Source organism: Chitinophaga sp. SVR4-12A, from assembly GCF_056754765.1.
The window spans coordinates 1002704-1024701 of sequence record NZ_JBPGWP010000002.1 but is presented as its reverse complement, the minus strand read 5'-3'; the positions used below and the strand labels follow the sequence as shown (position 1 = coordinate 1024701).

At 49.6% G+C, this 21998-nt stretch carries 19 protein-coding genes; 7 read left to right on the top strand and 12 right to left on the bottom strand.

The annotated features are described in order from the left end of the window. Positions 1-66: 66 nt before the first annotated feature. A complete protein-coding gene (locus tag ACR9Y8_RS30580; protein WP_481217104.1) occupies positions 67-519 on the bottom strand; it encodes a NanQ anomerase/TabA/YiaL family protein in 453 nt (150 codons plus the stop codon). Positions 520-666: 147 nt separating this feature from the next. On the opposite strand from ACR9Y8_RS30580, the gene ACR9Y8_RS30575 reads away from it, so the two are divergent. Then, a complete protein-coding gene (locus ACR9Y8_RS30575; RefSeq protein ID WP_481217103.1) occupies positions 667-1053 on the top strand; it encodes a response regulator in 387 nt (128 codons plus the stop codon). 88 nt (positions 1054-1141) lie between these two features. Here the strand turns inward: ACR9Y8_RS30575 and ACR9Y8_RS30570 are convergent, their stop codons facing one another. The 7 genes from ACR9Y8_RS30570 to ACR9Y8_RS30540 all read right to left on the bottom strand — a co-directional run bounded on the left by ACR9Y8_RS30570 (position 1142) and on the right by ACR9Y8_RS30540 (position 10647). Beyond that, the gene (locus ACR9Y8_RS30570) at positions 1142-1438 is read right to left on the bottom strand and encodes a hypothetical protein (RefSeq protein WP_481217102.1); all 297 of its coding nucleotides are present in this window, start codon (positions 1436-1438) and stop codon (positions 1142-1144) included. An 81-nt stretch (positions 1439-1519) separates the two neighbouring features. Continuing rightward, on the bottom strand, positions 1520-1966 hold the full coding sequence (locus tag ACR9Y8_RS30565) for a MauE/DoxX family redox-associated membrane protein (protein ID WP_481217101.1): 447 nt from the start codon (positions 1964-1966) through the stop codon (positions 1520-1522). 23 nt (positions 1967-1989) lie between these two features. Further along, entirely contained in the window at positions 1990-3585 is a 1596-nt protein-coding gene (locus ACR9Y8_RS30560; RefSeq protein ID WP_481217100.1) for a T9SS type A sorting domain-containing protein, read from the bottom strand. A 3-nt stretch (positions 3586-3588) separates the two neighbouring features. Next, positions 3589-4863 carry a hypothetical protein gene (locus ACR9Y8_RS30555; RefSeq protein WP_481217099.1) on the bottom strand — a complete coding sequence of 425 codons (1275 nt, stop codon included), beginning with the start codon at positions 4861-4863 and terminating at the stop codon, positions 3589-3591. Between the two features lie 37 nt (positions 4864-4900). After that, positions 4901-6145: a hypothetical protein gene (locus tag ACR9Y8_RS30550; protein WP_481217098.1), complete on the bottom strand. Its 1245-nt coding sequence runs from the start codon at positions 6143-6145 to the stop codon at positions 4901-4903. A gap of 602 nt (positions 6146-6747) precedes the next feature. Continuing rightward, positions 6748-9165 carry a TonB-dependent siderophore receptor gene (locus ACR9Y8_RS30545; protein ID WP_481217097.1) on the bottom strand — a complete coding sequence of 806 codons (2418 nt, stop codon included), beginning with the start codon at positions 9163-9165 and terminating at the stop codon, positions 6748-6750. A 279-nt stretch (positions 9166-9444) separates the two neighbouring features. Further along, positions 9445-10647, bottom strand: a complete 1203-nt coding sequence (locus tag ACR9Y8_RS30540) for a glycosyltransferase family 87 protein (RefSeq protein ID WP_481217096.1) — start codon at positions 10645-10647, stop codon at positions 9445-9447. 285 nt (positions 10648-10932) lie between these two features. Between ACR9Y8_RS30540 and ACR9Y8_RS30535 the strand changes: the two genes are divergently transcribed. Continuing rightward, positions 10933-11448: a DinB family protein gene (locus ACR9Y8_RS30535; protein WP_481217095.1), complete on the top strand. Its 516-nt coding sequence runs from the start codon at positions 10933-10935 to the stop codon at positions 11446-11448. A 78-nt stretch (positions 11449-11526) separates the two neighbouring features. Here ACR9Y8_RS30535 and ACR9Y8_RS30530 read toward each other — a convergent pair whose 3' ends face one another. After that, positions 11527-11766, bottom strand: coding sequence for a hypothetical protein (locus tag ACR9Y8_RS30530; RefSeq protein ID WP_481217094.1), 240 nt, complete (start codon positions 11764-11766; stop codon positions 11527-11529). A gap of 30 nt (positions 11767-11796) precedes the next feature. Between ACR9Y8_RS30530 and ACR9Y8_RS30525 the strand changes: the two genes are divergently transcribed. From ACR9Y8_RS30525 to ACR9Y8_RS30515, 3 genes are read left to right on the top strand one after another with little or no spacing between them, the layout of a single operon-like run. Continuing rightward, positions 11797-12570 carry an MlaE family ABC transporter permease gene (locus ACR9Y8_RS30525; RefSeq protein ID WP_481217093.1) on the top strand — a complete coding sequence of 258 codons (774 nt, stop codon included), beginning with the start codon at positions 11797-11799 and terminating at the stop codon, positions 12568-12570. A 52-nt stretch (positions 12571-12622) separates the two neighbouring features. Continuing rightward, positions 12623-13396 (top strand): ABC transporter ATP-binding protein, encoded by a 774-nt coding sequence (locus tag ACR9Y8_RS30520; protein WP_481217092.1) that lies wholly within the window; start codon positions 12623-12625, stop codon positions 13394-13396. Positions 13397-13398: 2 nt separating this feature from the next. Further along, complete coding sequence (locus tag ACR9Y8_RS30515) at positions 13399-14448, top strand: MlaD family protein (RefSeq protein ID WP_481217091.1); 1050 nt, start codon at positions 13399-13401, stop codon at positions 14446-14448. 41 nt (positions 14449-14489) lie between these two features. Here the strand turns inward: ACR9Y8_RS30515 and ACR9Y8_RS30510 are convergent, their stop codons facing one another. Continuing rightward, on the bottom strand, positions 14490-15905 hold the full coding sequence (locus ACR9Y8_RS30510; protein ID WP_481217090.1) for an aldehyde dehydrogenase family protein: 1416 nt from the start codon (positions 15903-15905) through the stop codon (positions 14490-14492). 217 nt (positions 15906-16122) lie between these two features. Between ACR9Y8_RS30510 and ACR9Y8_RS30505 the strand changes: the two genes are divergently transcribed. Further along, on the top strand, positions 16123-18495 hold the full coding sequence (locus ACR9Y8_RS30505; RefSeq protein ID WP_481217089.1) for an ABC transporter permease: 2373 nt from the start codon (positions 16123-16125) through the stop codon (positions 18493-18495). A 214-nt stretch (positions 18496-18709) separates the two neighbouring features. Here ACR9Y8_RS30505 and ACR9Y8_RS30500 read toward each other — a convergent pair whose 3' ends face one another. Then, complete coding sequence (locus ACR9Y8_RS30500) at positions 18710-19798, bottom strand: DUF2652 domain-containing protein (RefSeq protein ID WP_481217088.1); 1089 nt, start codon at positions 19796-19798, stop codon at positions 18710-18712. 290 nt (positions 19799-20088) lie between these two features. After that, complete coding sequence (locus ACR9Y8_RS30495) at positions 20089-20478, bottom strand: hypothetical protein (RefSeq protein ID WP_481217087.1); 390 nt, start codon at positions 20476-20478, stop codon at positions 20089-20091. A 384-nt stretch (positions 20479-20862) separates the two neighbouring features. On the opposite strand from ACR9Y8_RS30495, the gene ACR9Y8_RS30490 reads away from it, so the two are divergent. Continuing rightward, positions 20863-21987, top strand: a complete 1125-nt coding sequence (locus ACR9Y8_RS30490; protein ID WP_481217086.1) for a Fe(II)-2OG oxygenase family protein — start codon at positions 20863-20865, stop codon at positions 21985-21987. Positions 21988-21998: the final 11 nt, after the last annotated feature.

Genomic DNA, 21998 nt, shown 5'->3' with positions numbered 1-21998 from the left:
CAGCATACTTGTTCGGAACATGCAACTTCCAACGAACCTCAAACCTCAAACTTCAAACTTCAAACCTTAAACAGCTATCTTGATCACTACCTTCTTTACCTGCGCCGGCTGACCGATACGGATATTGGGCATATGAAGGTCTGAAGGGAAGAAAATGGCGAAATAGTTTTGCTCCATACGGGAGAAGAATGCCGGCTTTTCTGAGAAGAGCATATAGTCGGCCTCTTCATCATAGGCTTTGGAGGGGGATTTCTCCAGGAGCAGGTCATGCCCGATCAGCTCTGCACCGCTGACAATATACTGTACATCGATATATTTCCTGTGCGACTCCATCCGTTCGCCGGAAGGGTCTACCGTTTCGTATTCGTTGATGATGGCGATGATTTCCTTGCCGTCGATCTCATACTTTCCTTTCTCCAGGGAGGCAAGGTCAGTGGTCTTCAGGTATTCAAATGCTTTGATGAATTTCGGACCAAGGCCGTAGTACAAATGGGCATTCTCCAGGGTGTCCAGTATCATAACAAATTAAAGTAGTTAGGGCAGAAAGATATAGTATTTAAAAATAAATTACTTTAATATTTCTATGAATTTCCTTAAACTATCCTGGACCATTTTTTGTACTATTAGGTAGTTGCTATACACCGATGCTCAAAATGCCAACTATCTATGCCCAGAATATTGCTTATTGAAGATGACCCGATAGAGCGTTACGTGCTGGCGACCTATCTGAAGCGGTACTGTACAGCTGAAGTCATTACTACCACTGCTGAAGACTGTATCAAATACCTGCCCACCATGCCGATGGTAGATATGGTGATCATGGACTGGTGTATTGTTCCCGGACACAACGGGATACCAGTGATACAGAGTATCCGGAACGTGGATCCGCAGGCGAAGATCGTAGTATATACTTCCTCTCTTGAAAGAAGCGACGAGATCACAGCCCTGCACGCAGGGGCAGACAAATTCCTCAAAAAGACAGGGAACATGGAAGAGCTGCGGTCTTACATACAGATGTGGTTTGGCTATGCACAAACGGCCTGGAAAAAGTAAAACCCGCGGCCAGCGCGGGTCATACTTGTCATTACACATTCTCAGTCACAAAATGCTGTGGTGTATCCGGTCAATAAAAAGTCTCGTTTTAGTCTTTATATAACAGGAGCACTTCATTGTGCTCATGCCCGGGTATTACTTCGAACACCCCGGGAGATGTTTCCTGTACGTCATCTGCCGTGTAGATTTTGCCACATTCTGTTGGCCCCGTTTTGCATCCTGTGATGAGGATCTCTCCATCGTTAGCGCCTGCAAAGATGGTGGGATTACCGCTTTCGTCCAAGTAGTACTGGTAATACATGTCTTCAATAACAGCTGCTTTTACGGTCAGTGTGCCTGCAATGGCGATCACAAAGGCTATCAGGCCTGGTAAGATCTTTTTCATGGGATAAGGTTATTATTATTACAAGTTTTACCTACTCTTTTGCTACAGGTTTTCGGTGTCCCCTGCTGTTGCAACAGTATCTCAAGCCTCAGCAGCGCTGAAGCGGCCTATCTTTTCCTCTTGTGTTGACAACAGTTGTAAGAGGAAGCCTAACAATGCTATGAGCATGAAGATCAGGTTAAATTTCAGCTGGGTAGGCCAGGAAGAGAATCCCAGCAATGCCTGACAGGCACAGGGCGCACTGGCATCAGACCCGAGCAGATAGATGATGTAGCCGGAGAGTATTGCCATCAGGCCCAGTGAAAGCGAGAGGCCAAGCGTACGGGTACGCGCGGATACCAGCAAGGCGGCAGTGGCCATTTCTATGGCGGGGAACAGCCAGGCGATCACGCCCGCAAAAGGTGACAGTAAGGGATAAGCAGACAGCTGCGCTCTAAAGGTGGAATAGTCCAGCCATTTAATCAGGCCTGCATGTACAAAGAGAATGATCAGCATCACGGCAATCACCTGGATCGTTATTTTCTTCATAGATAATAGGAATTTAGTAATTGTTAGAAGATCTCAATTTTAATATTATTTACAACGGTGTTATTGTTCTCTGTATCGTAGAAGGTAAGTACGTAGAGGCCTGCCGGTAAGCCCGGACGTGATATGTGATCGTTGCCGCTCAGCAGCCAGCTGCCCTGTTCGCGGCCCGTCATGTCATACATCACCATTCTCAGCTTGTGCGCGATACCGTAAAGGGTCACGTTAAAGTTGCCATTGCTCGGGTTGGGAAAGGCTTTGATCTCCATGAGCCAGGGCACTTTGCGGACATCCGAATAGGTAATGCTACCGTCACGCCCCAGGATCTTAAGACGATAGTAGGTCCAGTTCCAGTACTCGTTATCATCATTGTAATGATACTGCTGCAGCGTGTTGCTGTTACCGTAGAAGTTATGCGGAGCGATCCGGGCTACGGTATAAAAAGTGTCTTCCGTTTCTCTTCTGCGTTGCAGCTCGAAGCGCAGCAAATTCTTTTCCTTCGTGGTGCGCCAATGTACATCCACCCAGCGCCTGCTTTGACGTTGCGCATCGAAGAAGAGGCTGACGGCAGCGCCGGGATCAGTATGTGCGGTGACAGACAGGTAGGCATTTGTTGCCAGGCCATTGCTGAAGGTGCGGCGGTTCATATAAGCAGCAGGCGATGTTGCCGCGGTAGTTAACGTACCCTTGCCCAGCAGGCGCGAAGGCGGCAGTGTATCCCAGCCCATAAGGGAGAAATGTGATACAAAGCTGCTGTCGCGCAGCACGGCGTAGCCCTCGCCTTCATCCTGGCGGTTGTATTGGAGCCACACGGTCATATCGTTCTTTACGTTGTTCTCCTGCTGAATGTTCCAGGTTTTACGCACATAGTCCACTCCATTCACCTGCCCGGAAATAGCGTTATGATATACGCTGTCAAATACCCGGGCATGAACGTCTACCGGCGTCTGGCCATTGTTTCGCAGGGCCATTGGCGAGTAGCTGTTCTCTGCGGACCCGATGGGAAATACTACCAGGCCGTCTGATGCACTCAGCTGTTCGCGGTACAGGAACCCGCCCCCAGGCTCTGTACCTGTTATCACAAAACTACGCTCAGAATAGCCGGTAATATTTCCCGGGTACCGCTCTCCGATCACAAGATTCCATCCTCTCAACGAAAGATGTCCGGATCCCAAATGCAGTGTATGGCGGATCTTCAGATCACTGAGGTCTTCCAGCTGCAGGCCGTTCTTATTCTCAACGCTCAGGTTAGGGAAGCTGGCGCCAGCTTTGGCGCTGGCGCTGTAGCCTCCGTATATCAATTGTGCCCCCATATTTATTCCTTTTAGCTGCAGGAAGCGGAATTGTCCGCCGCCATGCTGCAGGGATGTATTGTTATAGTCGTTCTCGTCCGGCAGCCGGGCGTCGTTGCCGTTCTGCCATTTCGTACCGTAGAAATTGATCACCGCTCCTTCCAGCGACCCAAAGCGGCCTTCGTTCCTTACATCGGAGAAGATAGCTACCGTATCTGCTTTGTGTACAGCGAGATCTGCACCGGGTGCAAGGTATACTCCTGTCTGCGCCCTGGCGGGCAATGCTGCTGTGAACAGGAAGAACGCGGTATGGAGTATGGCCGTTCTCATTCATCAGAGATTGATAATGGTGATGTCGAGCGTTATTGCGCCGAGCTTCTGCAGGCCTAATGTTCCAGCGCCGGTATTGGTAAAATTTATTGTTATGTTACCTGCAGAACTTACATAAGAGTACGCAATGCCCACCCCCGCGGGTAAAGGCGCCCTCGGATTGATGATCACTGATGCATTAGTTTGCGCGCCTGTTACGGCTACCGTTTTGCTAAGCGGTGTTGTATAACCGATGTTGGTATTATCCGTGAAAGAGATATTGGTCTTAACGATGTTGGTCATCACTGTTCCTGATGCGCCGAGTTTAAAGTTACCGCCTACGTCCAGCTTCGCCTGGGGATTAGTGTTCGCGACGCCTACGTCGCCGGAGGCATCTATTCTCATCACTTCGTTACTGTAGGCGGTGCCGCCATTAAAGAAGATAAGGTTCCGGTTATTGGATGCATTGCCTATCACAAGGTCAGTACCGGTACTGTACAGATAGGCTGCGTTGGTACTTCCAAGGATATCAGCCTGGCTATAGCCGCCGGAGTTGATACCCATATCAATAAAGTTCGAGTTTTCATTCCCGTTGTTAGCGGTGGCTACCACATCGGTACTTGCATTCTGACCGCCATGGTTGTTCTGAATATTGAACTGCAGATAATTATTGACGCCGCCTTTAGCATAGATAAGATTGTAGGAGCTGCTACTTCCTGCATCTATGAGCAGTCTTTCCGGATTGGTGTTATTAAAACTGTTTGTGCCAATGCCCACATTGCCAGCCGTATTGATACGCATCCTTTCTGTGTTATTCGTGATCAGCGGCAGGTCATAGTTACTGGTGGTACCAAGGTTCTGTGTGGTAAGCACGCCATTACCGCCTAATGCCCAGGAGCTGCCTGTTCCGGTTGCCGATAATGAAATCAGGCCGGTGGCGCTGTTGAAGGTGATGCCGGAGCCTGCGCTGAGCAGGCCCCTCACCTTCTGGCTAAAGTTGGCAATATCGGTAGTGTCAATGGTGGTCAGTGTTTTTCTCCAGGCGTTGCCACTGCGGATGCGCAGGCTGTTATCTCCTTTGAAGAAGAGCAGTGTGCCATCGGGCGCAGTGGTCAAGGGAGCCACTGTTGTATCTGTGATCCTGGTGAGTAAGAGTCCCTGTTTAGCGCTTTCCAGTTCCAGCACCGCTGCTTTATTGATCGTGCCGGGGTTGTTGCCCAGTTTCAGCTGCTGTGCAGCGGCGCTGAAAGACAACAGTACCGGAACGGTTATGAGCAGGGCGTAAAGTATGCGTTTCATAGCGGCAGATTGAGCAATGAGACTTAATATCGTGAGCTTATTTTTTGATCACGTACCAGTCAGTGCCATCTGTTTGCAAGGTCACAAAGGTCCAGTCGTTATAGATGATGTAATTGCTATTACCGTCTATGGTGCCGCTGGAAGGGGTAATGGTCAGTTCTTTGTCGATACCGCCGGAACCGATCTTTTTGATCGTATAGATGCGGCCACCGATACCGCTGCCACTGGGCAGGGTGATGGTCAATGCGCCGCCGGAAGCGTCTGCGAGGATGGTATTATCTCCGGCATTAGCCGTATAGTTGGTGGTTACTTTTGTAAGATTGGTAGACATGGAACCTACCAGCTGGAAGGTGGCATTGCCTTTTGTGCCTGCGGCTACGCCGATGGACAGTGAGTCGCGGAAGCCCTTATGCCCGGCAAAGGTCTGGTTCGCTATGCTTACGCCGCCTGGATTGGTTGCATCTGCTGCGTGCAGCGTAAGAGTACCATTATCTACACTGATACCGTTGGCATCCGCAGTATTGGAAAAGGCGGTATGCAGGATCTGGAAGCGGGCGGAAGAATCGAAACGCTGCCAGTCGCGATAAGAAAGCAGTCCCCTGGAGGTGGTGCCGTTACCATTCTGCGTAGGGAAATTGAATTTATGTACCCCCGCGGCTGATGTGATGGCCACATCGGTGGTAGCAGCGCTGTCTATCGCAAAGGTCTGTACGGTATCACGCAATCCATTCAGCGAGTTGATCGCATTGTTAAAAGCAGATGCGGCGATGGTACGTTGCAGCAGTGTTCCGGTAGACGGATCTATTACTACTACCTGTACCTGGTCGCTACCTGCAGGAATTGTGCCCGAAGCTACTTTAATATTACCGTTGGCCATAAAACGCAGCCGTTCTGCATTATCTGTCTTGAAGATCAGCGCCTGCTGGTCTTTGGTGCCGATAAAGTTTTTAGTGGAATCTAAACCGGCATTACCAATGGTGTTCCAGTTACCATTATTGGCCACGCTGTCTACCGACATTCTCTGCCACAGGTTGTTCTTACGGATGAAGAGACTCGCAGAATCGGTTACATAAATGATCATACCGTCGGGTGCTGCATTCAGCGGAGCAGCGGTCAGGTTGGAGCCTGGAATACGCGGCAGCAAAAGACCTTGCCGGGTGCTTTCCAGTTCGAGGATAGAAGATTTATTGATCTGGCTGGGATTGGAGCCCACTTTCAGCTGGGCCGATGCAGCCCCTGATACAAGCAGGAAAGCAATTGCTGCGAGTACACGTAATTTCATGGTGACTGATGTATTAATTGTTTATTTGGAATGGTAATAAGCAGGATATGTTCTTTTTTTAATAAGGCGGTACACAATGAGCCTGCTGCCGCCGTGGCAAACAAGGCTCATTGGACCGGCCCTCAACACAAAGTCATCATCACGGGCCTCACGCTCAAAAATTATGAAAAGAAGCAAAGCAAAAGAGGTATGGGATAGTGGACAGCCCTTCTAAGTTTGGTTACTGGTTATTCGGTTGTTCATCGTTCGTTTTCATAGTATCATAATCACGATGTAAAAGTAGGACCGTCCGGGGCGACAAACTATGATCTTTATAGGGGGGTGGGATGATTATGGTCAGGAAAAAATGATAATGTTTAAAAAAACCATATACCTTTTGTGTTAGGGGTGAGGAAGGGCGGGGGTTTTCGAGGGTTTGAAGTTTGAGGTTTGAGGTTTGAGGTTTGAGGTTTGAGGTTTGAGGTTTGAGGTTCGTTAGAGGTTTGAGGTCTGAGGTTCGTTAGAGGTTGGAGGTCAGGGACAAGGATCCGGTTATAGCTGCTTGTCTCGAACATGCAAGGTCTAACGAAGCTCAGACCTGATCTATGGGCATTTATGTGCCATTAAAACTTGTAGGCAATACTGGTCAGGAAATTAGATGTCTTCTGCGGACGGGCATAAAAGCCATCACTTACCCAATACTTTTCATTGGCGATATTATTCGCTTTTACGCTAAGGCGGAACTTAGTGGTATTATAGAACAGCGTAGCGTCAATAACGGTGTATGCAGGCAGGGTGAACGCGTTGGTGTTATCATAAAATGCGTCTGATACGTACATTACACCGCCGCCTATGCCCAGGCCTTTAACAGCGCCTTCCAGGAGGGTGTAGCTGAGCCAGATATTACCTACGTGCTTAGGTGTACCGGGCGCTCTTTTGCCTACGATTTTGCTGTCTGCCCTGGTATACTCGTTATCGTTATAGCCATATCCGCTTACAAAGTTAAAGCCAGGGAATGGATTAGCTACCACTTCCACTTCTATGCCCTTGCTTTGCTGGGTGCCATCCTGAACGGTGAAGACTTTGCCATCTCTTACTTCGGGACGGGTGCTGTTGGTTACCTGGATGTCGTAATAGCTGACAGTGGCGTTCAGCTTATGCTCCAGCAGACCCAGCTTAAGGCCTCCCTCCCATTGGTTAGCCTGCTGGGGCTTGAACTCAGACACTGTGCCATCCGGCTGGGTTACGTTGGCTACGTTCTTAAAGCCATTCATATAGTTACCGAAGAGGGCCACTTTGTTAAGCACGGGCTGGTATACGATACCGAACTTAGGTGACAAGGCGGTTTGATTATAATTGCCGGTGGTAAGCTGCGTAAGGTTGTTCTTTGTTCCTTTGTTTACAAAGTAGTCCATACGGAGGCTGGCCATCACCAGCAGATTCTCTGTCAGGTTCAGCACATCAGAGAAATAAGCGGCATAGGAATACTGGCGGCTCATGCTTTCGGCAGCGCTTTTCAGCGACATGCTGTCTTCCAGCTGCTGTATACGGATATCCTTTTGTGTACGCAGGATATTTACTGTATCCAGGTTCATGAAAGTGTATTTCAGGTTGCGGTACTGGTCCATGAAATCTACTCCTACCACCAACCTGTTTCGCATATTGCCAATCAAAAAGTCGCCTGTGAAATTCTGCTGCACATGCTTGCGGCCCATTTTGTCGGGCGCATAGGTACCGATGTTACGGGCAACGGTAGTATCAGTGGTCCAGGTGAGATTGAAGTAATATAGATCGTTATATCCGCCGGTGGCCCATGCATAATTGGTGGTGGCCGTCCATTTGTCGGAAAGCTTGTACTCTGCCTGAGCAAAGACGTTGCCAGACTGCTGTTTACCGGAGAAGGAATTATCGATCAGGGAGCGTTTGTAGTCCAGTTTCAGCTGGTCCCAGGAGGTAGCTTTCACACCGGCGCCAATGATCCAGGCGGAGCTGGAAGTACCGCTATAATGCTGGAAGTCGGCATCCAGGCGAAGCGTCAGGCGATCGTTCACTTTATAGGCAAAGGAAGGTGCGATAACAAAGGTGGTACCATGGCCCTGGTCCTGGAAAGTATTCTCTTTCTGGTAAGCGGTATTGATACGGAAGAGCAGGGATTTATCTTCATTTACCGGCGTATTGATATCAGCGGCAATGCGGCTGAGGTCATAACTGCCCTGGGTATACGTCACTTCGCCGCCCAGGTGATCGTAGGGTTTTTTGGTAATATAGTTTACCAGTCCGCCGAAAGACACCATGGTTCCGCCAAACAGGGCCGAAGAAGGGCCTTTGATGGTTTCCACGCGGTCTACCGTAGCCAGGTCTATCGTGGTACGGGTAAAGGTGGCCATCCCGTTGCGCAGGTTGTCGGTGGTATTAAAGCCACGGGAAAAGAAGGCGGGAATGCCGGCAGCTGTTTTAGCAGGTGCGGCGCCGGGTACATTACGGAAAGACTCTTCCAGGGTAACGGCCATTTGTTCTTTGATCAGCTCTTTGTCTACCACGCTGTACACCTGCGGATTCTCCAGGTTCTTTAAAGGCAGGCGGGCCACATTATCGCTCTGTTTGCGGGAGGTAATGGTATATTTATCGCCCACGACCAGGATCTCATTCAGGGCCTGCATGCTTGCTGAAAGGCTAAAATCTGCAATGGCTGTTTCACCGGCCTGCAGGGTCACGGTACGTTCCTGGGGCTCCTGGCCGGTGAAGGTAACGCTCAGTATATACGTACCTGCTTCCAGTCCGCTGAAGGTGAAGTTGCCATTCTTATCTACCCGCGTAGCGGTTTTGCCTTTGATGCGCACGGTGGCATGCTCTGCGGGCTGACCATCGGTGGTGATTACTTTTCCTTTTATGGTACCATCCTGCTGTTGGACATTAATAACGTTCACGGATAAAGGGCTTGCTGCAGCTGCAGTGCGGGGAGCGCTGCACCATCCGAAGAAGAACGCTGCTGTAATGGCAGTATGAAGGGCATGGACAGGCCTTGGTAAAATTGTACTCATTGCGGTTAGTAGTTGCATTTTTTTCGAACTGGCGCGAAGGTACATGCAGAGCGACCGCTTCCGTTTACGAGAAACGGAATAGTTTTTACCATAAACGAAAAAAGTTTGAAGTCTGAAGTTTGAAGTTGGAGGTTTGAGGTTTGAGGTTTGATGTTTGAGGTTGGTTGAATGTGAAAGGTTCAGGACAAGTATGCCGCAACCGCATAATTGTTCTGAACCTCAAACCTTTAACTAACCTCAAACCTCAAACCTCAAACCTCAAACCTCAAACTTCAAACCTCAAACCTCTTTTATCCGCAAAAACTGTTTTGTATATACCTGGTAGATAATCACCAGCCACAATATTGCACAGGGAACGGCCTTTAACGCATACGGCACCACGAAATGATGTTTAAACCAGGGCGTTACCAGGTCCGAATGCGAAAAGGAAGTGCCGATCAGCAAAAAGATGAAAAAGGCGTTCACCCATTTGGTAGGATATTGGAGTACATACCATATACAGGCGGCCGGGAAGGCAATGATGTAAGTAGGCGATTCCGAGCTGGTGGAGAATATTACGGTAAAGATCAGTGTAGTACAAAGCAGGTAGAGCTGGTAGTTGCGGTTCTCCCTGTACTTCAGGAAGAGATATTGCCCCGCAAACAGCAACATGGCAGGTCCCAACACCCAGACATTGCTCAGCTTTTTAAGGTGGAACACCCGCTGGATCACGCCTTGTACGCAGATGTTCTGCAGGAGCACCCCTTTATCGAACTGGTAGTTCTTGGTATTCTTGGCGATCAGGGCTTCGCCCCATTCCTTATAGGCATTCACGATATAGGCAGGCGTAGAAATGATCATAGGCAGGGCAAACAGTACCAGTCCCCAAAGCACCAGACTGCCAATCAGCCTCCAGCGGTTGTTGGAGAAGAAGAAAAATGCCAACCCCACCACGCCGTATAATTTGGTCAGGGTACCTATCACGATAAAGAACGCTGCCCAGAACTCCTTGCCCCGCCGTATCAGCACATAGCTCATAATGACGCAGGCGATAATGGAAGGGTTCAGCTGCCAGTAACTGCTGGCTGCCATCAGCTCATGGCTGGCGAAGATCAGCACCAGGTTCTGCTGTATGCGGTTCAGCGGCAGCTGGCGGATGGCTACGTACAGGAAAGCGGCATTGCACAGCATCCATATAAAAGCGCCCACTACATCGGGCAGCCACGTAAAGGGAGCGATGAGCATACTGAACACCGGTCCGTACATGTTTACGTCCCAATATTCGGGATAGGCTATGTACAGTGGTTGCAAAGCGCGGGTATGCAGGTATACATGCTTGAAAATGATATAGTTATTTATAGCCGGACCAGCGGAACCGCCCAGCTCTTTAAAAGCCACCAGTATAGAAAGGCCAAACCATAATGCGGGCGCAAGCCACTCTTTTTCGCCCAACCAGGCGAGTGTAAAACGTTTTTTCGACGGAAGGCCGATGTTTTGCTCCATAGATCGATTAGAATGAGGGCGGCAAGTTACAATAAAAAGTTATCAGTTGTTAGTTGTTAGTTGTCAGTGGTTGATGCGATATTTATAGGTCTGCCGGTCAACTGACAACTGACAACTCACAACTAACGACTGACGACTAACGACTGACAACTGACGACTGACAACTGACGACTAATTTTGGCGTATCCAGCCCCACAGATTGTCGTTTTTGCACCCTTTTCAAGCCATGGAAGCATTGTAAGTTTGTATTGAATACTTTTTATCACTACAACTAAACACATTACCATGCAAACAACCGCTGTACTGAAATCTTTTGATGATAGTTTCAATATCCTGCTGCAGCTGATAGCTGCTTTCCCGCAGGACCGTATCAACACGGTGCCGTTTGAAGGCAGCTGGACGGGCGCACAGGTGGCCCGCCACCTGCAGAAAGGTTCCCCGGCCGATCTGCTGTATGGCCAGGTGGGCCCTACAACACGCCAGCCGGATGTCTTCGTGGAACCGCTGCGCAAAGCGTTCCTGGATTTCAGCACTAAAATGAAGGGACCGGAGATCCTGGAGCCCGAGGATATGGAATACGATAAAGCGGAGCTGCTCAGCGCACTGGAAAATACCGCGGCCCGCATCCGCAAAGCTATTCAGACCCTGGACCTCACAGCCACCTGCCTGGATTGGGAAATGCCGCAAACCGGCTACCTCACCCGGCTGGAATGGATCTGTTTTTATACCGCTCATACCCAAAGGCATACACGACAATTGCAAAATATCTTTGAGACCGTCATTCGTAAAACCTATGCGTAAGGCAGCAGCATGCTGCGTGCCTTACGCTGAACGCTGAATGCGGGCAAACACCCGCGTTCGGCGTTTACCATTTAACCTTCAGCTTTTAGCAGCTGGCGTTTTGTATAAACGTAAAGCTTTCTCCACAATCTGTACAGCCTGGCGCCCTAATTTCCCCTCCTGGTCCCCTACTCTGGCGGCTGCCCCCCAAAATGACGGATTATTCTGCAAATTCTGCCAAATGGAATGCGGTTTGATCATATCTTGTGCTATAAAGCAGCCTGCTTTAACAAAGCACTGCCTGAAATTGTAATAGTACAGTAAGGGATCGATGCGCATACGTACAGGTAAAATTTGTTAATTTACTCTATGGATAAGCCAGTAATAACGAAGGGAATAGACAATTTCTTCATCGATGTGTATAGTATCTTCCGGTTCATCAGCCGCTTTTTCCGGCAGCTGTTCCATCCGCCGTTCGAGTTCCGGGAGTTTATGCGTCAATGTTACTTTGTGGGGAATAAATCGCTTTCGCTGATCACCCTTACAGGGTTCATCACGGGGTTGGTATTCACCAAACAATCCCGCCCTTCACTGGCCGAATTCGGGGCCACCTCCTGGCTGCCATCGCTGATCTCCATCGCTATCATCCGCGCCCTGGCGCCCCTGGTCACTTCGCTCATCTGCGCAGGGAAAGTAGGTTCGGGTATCGGAGCAGAACTGGCTTCCATGCGGGTAACAGAACAGATAGACGCCATGGAGGTATCAGCCATCAATCCATTCAAATACCTGGTGGTGACCCGTATCATGGCTACCACGGTATGCGTGCCCCTGCTGATGGCCTATACAGGCCTGGTAGGCATGGCAGGCGCCTACCTGGACATTCACCTGAATGAGCAGACCTCGCTGGCCATTTTTACGCAGAATGCCGTTACCAATATCTCGTTCCTCGACCTGGCCTCTTCCCTGCTGAAGGCAACGATGTATGGTTTTACCATCGGCGTGGTGAGCTGCTACCAGGGGTATAATGCCACGCAGGGCACACAGGGCGTGGGCAAGGCTGCGAACGTATCTGTAGTAATATCCATGTTCCTCATCTTTATAGAAGAAGTGGTCATCGTACAACTGATCAATGCAATAAGATGAAAAATTCCAGAAACCAGATTCCAAATTCCAAAAAAGGTAGCAGGATAGACATATGAAGTCATTTACACCGGATATAGACTGGAATGAAACGGTCATTTCGATCAGGGATCTCTATAAATCCTTCGGGGACAACCATGTGCTCCGCGGCGTGAACCTGGACGTGCACAAAGGCGAGAACGTAGTAGTGCTGGGCCGCTCCGGCACCGGTAAATCCGTACTGATCAAGATCATTATACGGCTGCTTGAACAGGATTCCGGGGAGGTAAGCGTCATGGGCCAGGAAGTGGACGACCTGGATGCTGAAGGCCTGCGGGACCTGCGGCTGAAAGTAGGCTTCTGCTTTCAGCACGGCGCCCTCTACGATAGCATGACCATTGGCGAGAACCTCAATTTCCCGCTGGAAAGGAACGAGCCGCATATGAGCCGGGAAGAAAGGAACCGGCGCATAGACATCGTACTGGAAGCCGTTGGGCTGAGCCAAACGAAAGACCAGATGCCTTCCGAGCTATCAGGCGGGCAGCGTAAGCGGATCGGTATTGCCCGCACACTGATCCTCCGCCCCGATATTATGCTGTATGATGAGCCTACTGCCGGGCTGGACCCCATCACCTGCACGGAGATCAATAACCTCATCAACGAGGTACAGCGGCGGTTTAAGACCAGCTCTATCATCATTACCCACGACCTTACCTGTGCCAAAGCCACAGGCGACAATATTGCTGTGATGAAAGAAGGAAAGTTCATTGTTAAGGGCACCTTTGACGAGGTATTCCGCGACAACGATGAACTGATCAGGGAATTCTATGAATATAACTTTACTGAATAGCTATGCAAACAAGAACCAAAACAAGAACCGTTGTAGTAGGCATCTTCATCTTTGTAGGTCTGGTGATCTTCTGCCTGGCCGTATTGGTACTGGGCGGACAGAAAAAAACGTTTATGTCTTCCGTACAGGTGCGCACCATCTTCCAGGACGTAGGCGGCCTGGCCAAGGGGAACAACGTATGGTATTCCGGCGTGAAAGTGGGCTCCATCAAAAAGCTCACCTTCCTGGAACCGCATAAGATAGAAGTGCTGATCAACATAGACAGGAACTACGTGGCCTTTATTCATAAGGATGTAAGGGCTAAAGTCAGCTCAGACGGCCTGATCGGCAATAAGATCATCGCCCTGAGCGGCGGCACTACGCAAACGCCTGTAATCGAGGACGGCGACGAAGTACTGGCTGAAACCAGCATCAGCAGCGATGAACTGATGAATACCCTGCAGGTTAACAACAAAAACCTGGTAGACATCACCGGCAACCTGAAAGAGATCACCAATACCATCGCCGCAGGCAAGGGCAACATTGGAAAACTGCTCAGGGACACCACCGTGTACGACCGCCTGGAACGTACCCTGGCCAGTCTTCAGCAGACCTCCGCCAATGCCCAACGGCTGACCACGAACCTGTCTGCCTATAGCGCCAGGCTGCAAACCAAAGGCGTACTGGCCAATGAGCTGGTGAGCGACACCATGGTTTTCAGCAGGCTACGCAGTACCGTGAGCAGTATGGAACAGGCAGCGCAAAGCGCCAATGAAACGGTGAAGAACCTGCAAAGCGTGAGCACAAATGTTAACCAGCAGCTCAGCAGCCCGCAGTCTGCCGCCGGCGTATTGCTGAACGACCCTGAAACTGCTGTGCACCTGAAGCAAACCATCATTAACCTGGATAGCAGCACCGGCAGGCTGAATCAGAATATGGAAGCGCTGAAGCATAATTTCTTCTTAAGAGGCTATTTCCGCAGGCAGGAAAAAGCGGCAAAGAAAGCAGCAGAACAACAACAGAAAGAACTGGAACGCCAGCAGAAAGAGGCGGAAAAAGCCAGGCAGCAATAAATAATGCTGCCTGTATCTTAATGCCCCTTAAGTGCCGCGGATCATCCGAGAATTGCTTTAGGCTCCAGGTAGGCTTCCAGTCCGTATACACCGTACTCCCTGCCAATACCGGATTGTTTAAATCCACCGAAGGGCGCCTGCGGATCATGGGAGAAACCATTGATACATACCCTGCCCGCATCAATGCGCGCGGCCACCTGCCTGGCCCTTTCGGAGCTGGATGAGCTGATATAAGCTGCCAGCCCGTAGCTGGTATCATTAGCGATCGCAATGGCCTCTTCTTCTGTTTTATAAGGGATAATGGACAGTACCGGTCCGAAGATCTCCTCCTGCGCAATACGCATATCATTCCGCACATTGGTAAAGATGGTGGCTTTTACAAAGTTGCCGTCTTCCAGTCCGTCCGGTTTACCTTCTCCACCGGCCAGCAGGGTAGCGCCTTCTTCCATTCCCAGCCTGATGTAATTTTGCACACGCTCATACTGTTTCCTGCTGACCATCGGCCCTACATTCGTTGCTTCATCGCCGGGATTGCCCACTTTCACCTGCTGTACCGCAGCGGCAGCCAATGCATTCACTTCTTCGAGCCTGTTCTCCGGCACCAGCAAACGTGTAGGCGCAATACAGGCCTGCCCGTTATTCATATAAGCGCCAAAGACGGCCATCGGTATGGTTTTCTGCAGATCAGCATCCTCCAGGATGATGTTGGGTGATTTACCGCCCAGTTCCAGCGTAACACGTTTCATGGTATCTACCGCTGAGCGGGCGATGGTTTTACCTACTACGGTAGAACCGGTGAAGGAGATCTTGGCAATATCCGGGTGCCGGGTGATCTCTGCTCCTACCACATTACCCAGGCCGGTTACGATGTTAAAAACACCTTTAGGCAAACCTGCTTCATGTAAGCATGTTGTAAGCAGCTGTGTTTGTGCAGCGCTCATTTCACTCGGTTTGATCACTGCAGTGCAACCGGCAGCAATAGCAGTGGCCAGCTTACCACAGATAAAACCGTTGCTGGCATTCCAGGGTGTAATGATACCTACTACGCCCACCGGCTCTAATCTTACTTTTGATTGGCCCATGGTTTTCTCAAAATCGAATTGTTTCAGTGTTTCGATCATAGAGGTAAAACCACTAATGGTAAACTGTACGCTCATCCTGCAGAATTGCAGGGTGCCGCCATACTCTTCCACCATCACGTTCACCAGTTCTTTTTCCCGTTTGCTCACTGCCTGCTGCAGGGCCTGCAGGTAGGCGATCCGCTCTTCCCGTGTGGTTTTCGAGAATGTAACAAATGCCTGCTTTGCTGCTGCAATCGCTGCCCGGGTGTCTTCTTCATCAGCCAGGATCACTTCTCCTGTTTTCTGATTGGTGACCGGACTAACCAGCTCAAAGGTTGCTGTTCCATGCGGCTTTACAAAAGCGCCGTTGATATACACCTGATCTATCTTTTTCATTGTTGAATAATTTAGTGATACAAAGGTCTTCACTTTGGCGCTTGCAGGCTTTGTTGAAATGCTCAAAATAGTTTGTTGAAAAGATCATCGTAAAAGCGGACAGCCCTGTATCGAAAGCGGACAGTTATTAAAATAAAAATATATGTAGTTTACTGGACACTACAAACATCTCAGGCTGGCATGCTCTTCGTGCCGCTAGCCCTGTCAACAACGTGCTATGCTTAAAAACTATATAAAGGTTGCCTGGCGTAACCTGCGGAACAGCCGGATCTACTCTATCATCAACATCGTTGGCCTGGCCACTGGAATGGCGGCGGCCCTGATCATCGGATTATGGGTATGGGATGAAGTGTCTTTCAATACTTATCACCGCAACTATAAACAGCTGGCGCGGGTAATGGTGGATGCAACAGCGGAAGGCAGGATCTTTACCGGCAGCACGGTTTCACAGCCCATGGGATATGAGCTGCATAACAAATACGCGGCCGATTTCAAACACGTATCCCTGGTGTCCTGGCGCGCGGCGCATATATTAGCCGTAGGCGAAAGGCAGTTGTCGCAAACAGGCATGTGGGCGGAGGATGCGTTCCCGGAAATGTTTTCATTAAAAATGCTGGAGGGCGACCGGCAGGCTTTGAAAGACCCGCGCTCTGTCCTCCTGTCACAATCAACAGCGAAAGCGCTCTTTGGCGATACCGACCCGCTGAATAAGCTGCTGCGCATTGATAACAGGTTCGATATGAAAGTGGGCGGCGTATACCAGGACCTACCCCATAATACCACCTTCAACGATCTGAAAGTAATATTGCCATGGACCACCTACGTGACTAATACGGAAAGCTGGATAAAAGACGCGCAAACGCAGTGGGAAAACCATATGTGCCAGCTGTATGTGCAGCTGAATGATCATGCCGATGTAAAGAAAGTAAGCGCTAAAATCAAAAGTGTTCCAACGCCACATATCTCCTTCTCAAAAGAAGAGATGCAGCTGCACCCCATGAGCCAATGGCGTTTATATAATGAATTTAAGAACGGCCAGGTGACAGGCGGCGGGATCCGCATGGTTTGGCTTACAGGCATGATCGGCGTGTTCATCTTGCTGCTGGCCTGTATTAATTTCATGAACCTTTCTACTGCGCGGAGCGAAAAGCGCAGCCGGGAAGTAGGGATCCGTAAAGCGATCGGTTCTTTCCGCGGACAACTGATCGGCCAATTCCTCAGCGAATCTATGATCGTAGTACTGGTTGGCCTGGTATTGTCTATCGTACTGGTACAGCTATCGCTGCCTTTCTTCAACGGGCTGATGGATAAGACCATGAGGATCCCCTGGAGCACTCCGCTTTTCTGGCTGTTGATATTAGGTTTTGCCTTCATCACGGGGCTTATCTCCGGCAGTTACCCGGCCTTTTACCTCTCTGCCTTTGAGCCGGTTAAAGTGCTGAAAGGCACTTTCCGTGCAGGACGTTTTGCCAGCCTGCCCCGCAAGGTACTGGTAGTAGCGCAGTTCACGATCTCTGTTGCCCTGATCACCAGCACGCTGATCGTTTACCGGCAGATCCGGCATGCACAACAGCGGCCGGTGGGCTACACCCGCGAAGGGCTGATCACTGTTGATATGAATACGCCGGACATCCAGGGGCACTACGACGCCATCCGCAACGATCTCTTAGCTACCGGCGCGGTAGCGGATATGGCGCAATCCAACAGCGCGCCTACAGAAGTATGGTCTAATAATATTCTTAGCTGGAAAGGCAAAGACCCTGGGCTGGTAGTGAGCCCCGGCACCATTGCTGTATCGCATGACTTTGGCAGTACCCTTGGCTGGAAGATCCTGGAAGGGCGCGATTTTTCGCGCAGCTTCGCTTCAGACACAGGCGCCTTTATCATGAATGAATCGGCTGTGAAGCTCACCGGCTTCAAGCATCCTGTTGGCGAGATGATACGATGGGGCGACCAGGATCATCTGGTGATAGGCGTGGTGAAAGACCTGGTGATGGAATCTCCCTATGAACCGGTGAGGCCTACCATTTTCCATCTCAACCCTAGCTGGGCACGTTTGATGACGGTACGTATAAAGCCTGGTATCCCTATGCGGGAAGGCCTGGCCAAAATAGAACCTGTATTCAAAAAATATAACCCGGGCAGTCCCTTTGTATACAAATTCGTGGATAATGAGTATGCCGCAAAATTCAGTGATGAAGAACGCGTGGGTAACCTGGCTACTATCTTTGCCATCCTGGCTATTTTCATTTCCTGCCTGGGATTATACGGGCTTGCCTCCTTCGTGGCGGAACAACGTACCAAGGAGATCGGCATCCGCAAAGTAATGGGCGCCTCTGTGTTCAACCTCTGGAAGATGCTGTCTAAAGATTTCGTAGGATTAGTGGGGATCTCCTGCGCTATTGCTATTCCGCTGGCCTGGTACCTGTTACACCAGTGGCTGCAGCACTATGAGTACCGTACGCAGTTATCCTGGTGGATCTTTGCAGCGGCTGCTGTCGGGGCGCTGATCATCACTTTGATGACGGTGAGCTACCAGGCTTTCCGGGCAGCGGTGATGGACCCGGTGAAGAGTTTGCGGGCGGAATAGATAAGGCTGTTTGAGGTTTGAGGTTTGAGGTTTGAGGTTTGAGGTTTGAGGTTTGAAGTTTGAGGTTTGAGGTTTGAAGTTTGAAGTTTGAGGTTTGAGGTTCGTTGGAAGTTGCATGTTCAGAACAAGTATGCTGTATTGGTATACTTATCCTGAACATGCAACTTCCAACCTTTAACGAACTTCAAACCTCAAACCTCAAACCTCAAACTTTTTAGAATTCTAATGGCAATACCATTTGTTTGACGATCGGTTCCAGGTTCTGGAGCGATTGCCGTAAGCGTTCTTCCATTTTGCTTTTCTCACTCAGTCCGAAGAGGAACTGGCGGACGGGATTCTTCTGGAGGTAGAAGTCGATGGTTAAGCGGGTCCTGTTTGCATTCACTTTTTCAATAGTAAAATAAGTGGAGTGCTTACGTTTTTCGTCTGTTTCGCTGAAGACGATCTTTTCTTCGGGGTTGTAGGCAAAGCTGCTGATAAACATCATTACCTGCTGCCCGTTGTCCAGCACATGACGGTGACGGCTGCCAATTCCCGGCAGGAAATGTTCTACCTCATCTATCTCTTTGATGCCTATCTGCCACAGGTGCCGGAACTCGAAATGGACTACGGTAAAGGCGAGTGTTTTAATATCCACATCATACTCTTTTGACACGGACACCATCTTTACCTTACTGGACAGTTCCTGCTGCGGGTCTGGTTCTGCAGGCAACTCGTTTTTGAGTTGTGTTAACTGGGTATAGTGAAAAGGGATCGTACCTGTTTCTGTATCTTTAGTGCTGGCATCCCATATCATCCATTTAGGCAGTTCTGCAGGCGGTGTATTCTTATCTTGCAGAAGAGGATCGGTCACCAGCCAGTATTCATGTTGGTCAATATCATTCTTCAGCAGCTGGTGTGCAACGATCACGTCCCTGCCGATCAGCTTACTGAAGTTCTTTACATTATAGGTGGTGAATTCGCCGTAGTGGGTGATGACCTTGAGCGTAAGGTCTATTGCAGATACGCAGGCCCTGCACTGGCAGATCTTGCGGTTATTGTAAGCGTTGATGTGCCGGTGGAATGCGCAGAACATCTGTTCTACCTGTTTGTAGATCGCTTCCAGTTCGAGCGGCTGCCCGAACTTGTAGAAGAGAATGGCGTCCCCTTCGATCTCGGATATTTCCAGGCCTATATTATTGGCATTGATCAGTACTTCCAGCAGCTGCTGGATGATATGCCGGCTGTGCTCGATCTCTATTTCGTTGATAAAACGGGTGAAGCCACTTATATCGGGAATAAAAAGCAGCCCTTTGTTCTCCATCTTTTTTTTGATAAAGATAGGATAAATCGATGAAGTGGGAAGAGCGGCAGGGAGAAGCACAGGTGGATGGCAACATTGCAGAACGGCAGGGAAGCATAGGTGAATGACCGTCATTGCGAGGAGCAGCAGAGCCAAGTGGGAAGGGCGACGAGGCAATCTTTTAGTACAAGCCTCTACATAATCTCCTATGTTCCGGATTGTGTTAAAAGATTGCTTCGTCGCCCCGCGCTCATTCCCTCTACTGCTCCTCGCAATGACGGAGAATGAAGACCTGTCTCTCCCTCGTAGTGTTACGGAATAATCCCGCCCTGTATCAACCCCGTCAAACTCTTTGTCACAATTGTGCCGTTATCATCAAAGGTGACCGTAGCAGTACCATTGATGGCATAGCGGCCCAATACAGACCTCACTACCGTTCCGGAAAAACTTTGCACGGTCAGCACCTGCCCTCCTATCTTGCGCTGAACAGTAATAGCCGTTAAGGGATAGGGAGAAGTAGCGGAGAGGTCTGCCCAGAAAGTATAATAATAAACAGGGTCCGTATCCTGGTAGCCTACGCCTGTTCCCGGGGGAAGGACGATCAGTTTACGGGCAACAATTTTTTCAGCCGGCACCGGCTTAAATGAAAAGAACAGGATCATGGAAAAAGTGAAACAGAGGGATGCTAATAGTTTTTTCATAGCATAGTGGGTTATGGGTTAAAGTTGAGGGTTTATCATTCTAATATACTTATAAATTCTAAACCATAAAATATTCATCACGCTGTACAAGGAATATTTTTTTCCATTCACAACACCATCATACATCGCGCTAAGCCTTTATTTACAATACATTCACAGGAAGGCGCAAAAAATACATCCCTGTAAATCAAGAGCTTCATCAGCAGCCGTTCTTCCGTTTTGCGTAAATCAATTTCCTTTTTCGATCTAACACCCATACAATTTCCGGATAGCTTTGCAGGCATTAAACCGTAAAAGACACACTAATTGCCGGTTGAAGTATCCGCCACTTCTTACCAGCTAAGAGACCTTTATTAAAAACCCTTAACACCCTTTTACACTTCCATGGAAACTCAAACAATAGTTCAGGAAGTTAACCTGAAACAGGAACAGGATATAGGGATCATGCCCCCTATGTCGCCCCCGGTCATTATCATCACGGCAGATGAGAGAGCGGAGATCACCCGCATGGGAAAAGCCCTGAAAGAAAAATACGGGAGCTACGAAAACCCGGAATACATTGCCATGTTGCATTTAAATGCATACAGGCTGTTACCGGAACGTATTGCCAGGCTGCTGATGCAGATGGGTACTGATTTTTCGCCACGCCAGTACGGCGCTATTATCCTGAAAGGCCTGGTAGCAGTAGACCAGACCGCATTAGGCCCTACGCCGCCCAGCTGGCGGGAGATGGATAAAGAACGGATGCTGGAGTACGGATTTATCTCCTCCCTGCTGCATGGCGCCGTACCTTCAAAACCGGTAGAATACTTTGCGCAGCGAAAAGGCGGTGGCCTGCTGCACGCGATCATCCCGGAAAAAGAAATGGCCTATTCACAAACCGGGTCCGGATCAAAAACAGAGCTGTTTGTACACACGGAAGACGCCTTCCTTTTTAATCCCGCAGATTTCCTGAGCTTCCTGTATGTGCGCAATGAAGAGCAGGTGCCCTCCATGTTGTATTCCATCCGTTCGCATGGCCGCCCGGGCGCTGCTTTGCAGCCGCTCTTCGCACCTATTTACAAATGCCCGAAGGACGCCAATTATGCACAGGAAGAAGCTATCGGCGAAGGTACCCTGACTTCCATATTATACGGCAACCCGGAAGCGCCTTTCATCCGTTTTGATGCTGCAGAACAGATCTATAACAAAGACGCCGGACAGAGCGAAGAAGCCATGGAACAGCTGGTGAACTTCTGGCAGGAAGCACGTACGCTGATCTACGATGGCTTTATACCCGAAGCAGGTGACCTGATCTTTGTGAACAATCATCTCTGCGCACACGGGCGCAATGCTTTCACGGCCGGTTTCAGAAATGAGAACGGTAAGATGGTGCCCTGCGAACGCCGCATGATGCTGCGCATGATGAGCAAAGCAAGCCTGCTCCATATCCAGTCAGTTGTTCACCCGAAAAATCCATACCTGGTAATGGAAGAACATTACGGAAAGATCTACCCGCAGGCCCGTTAATAAAAACAATT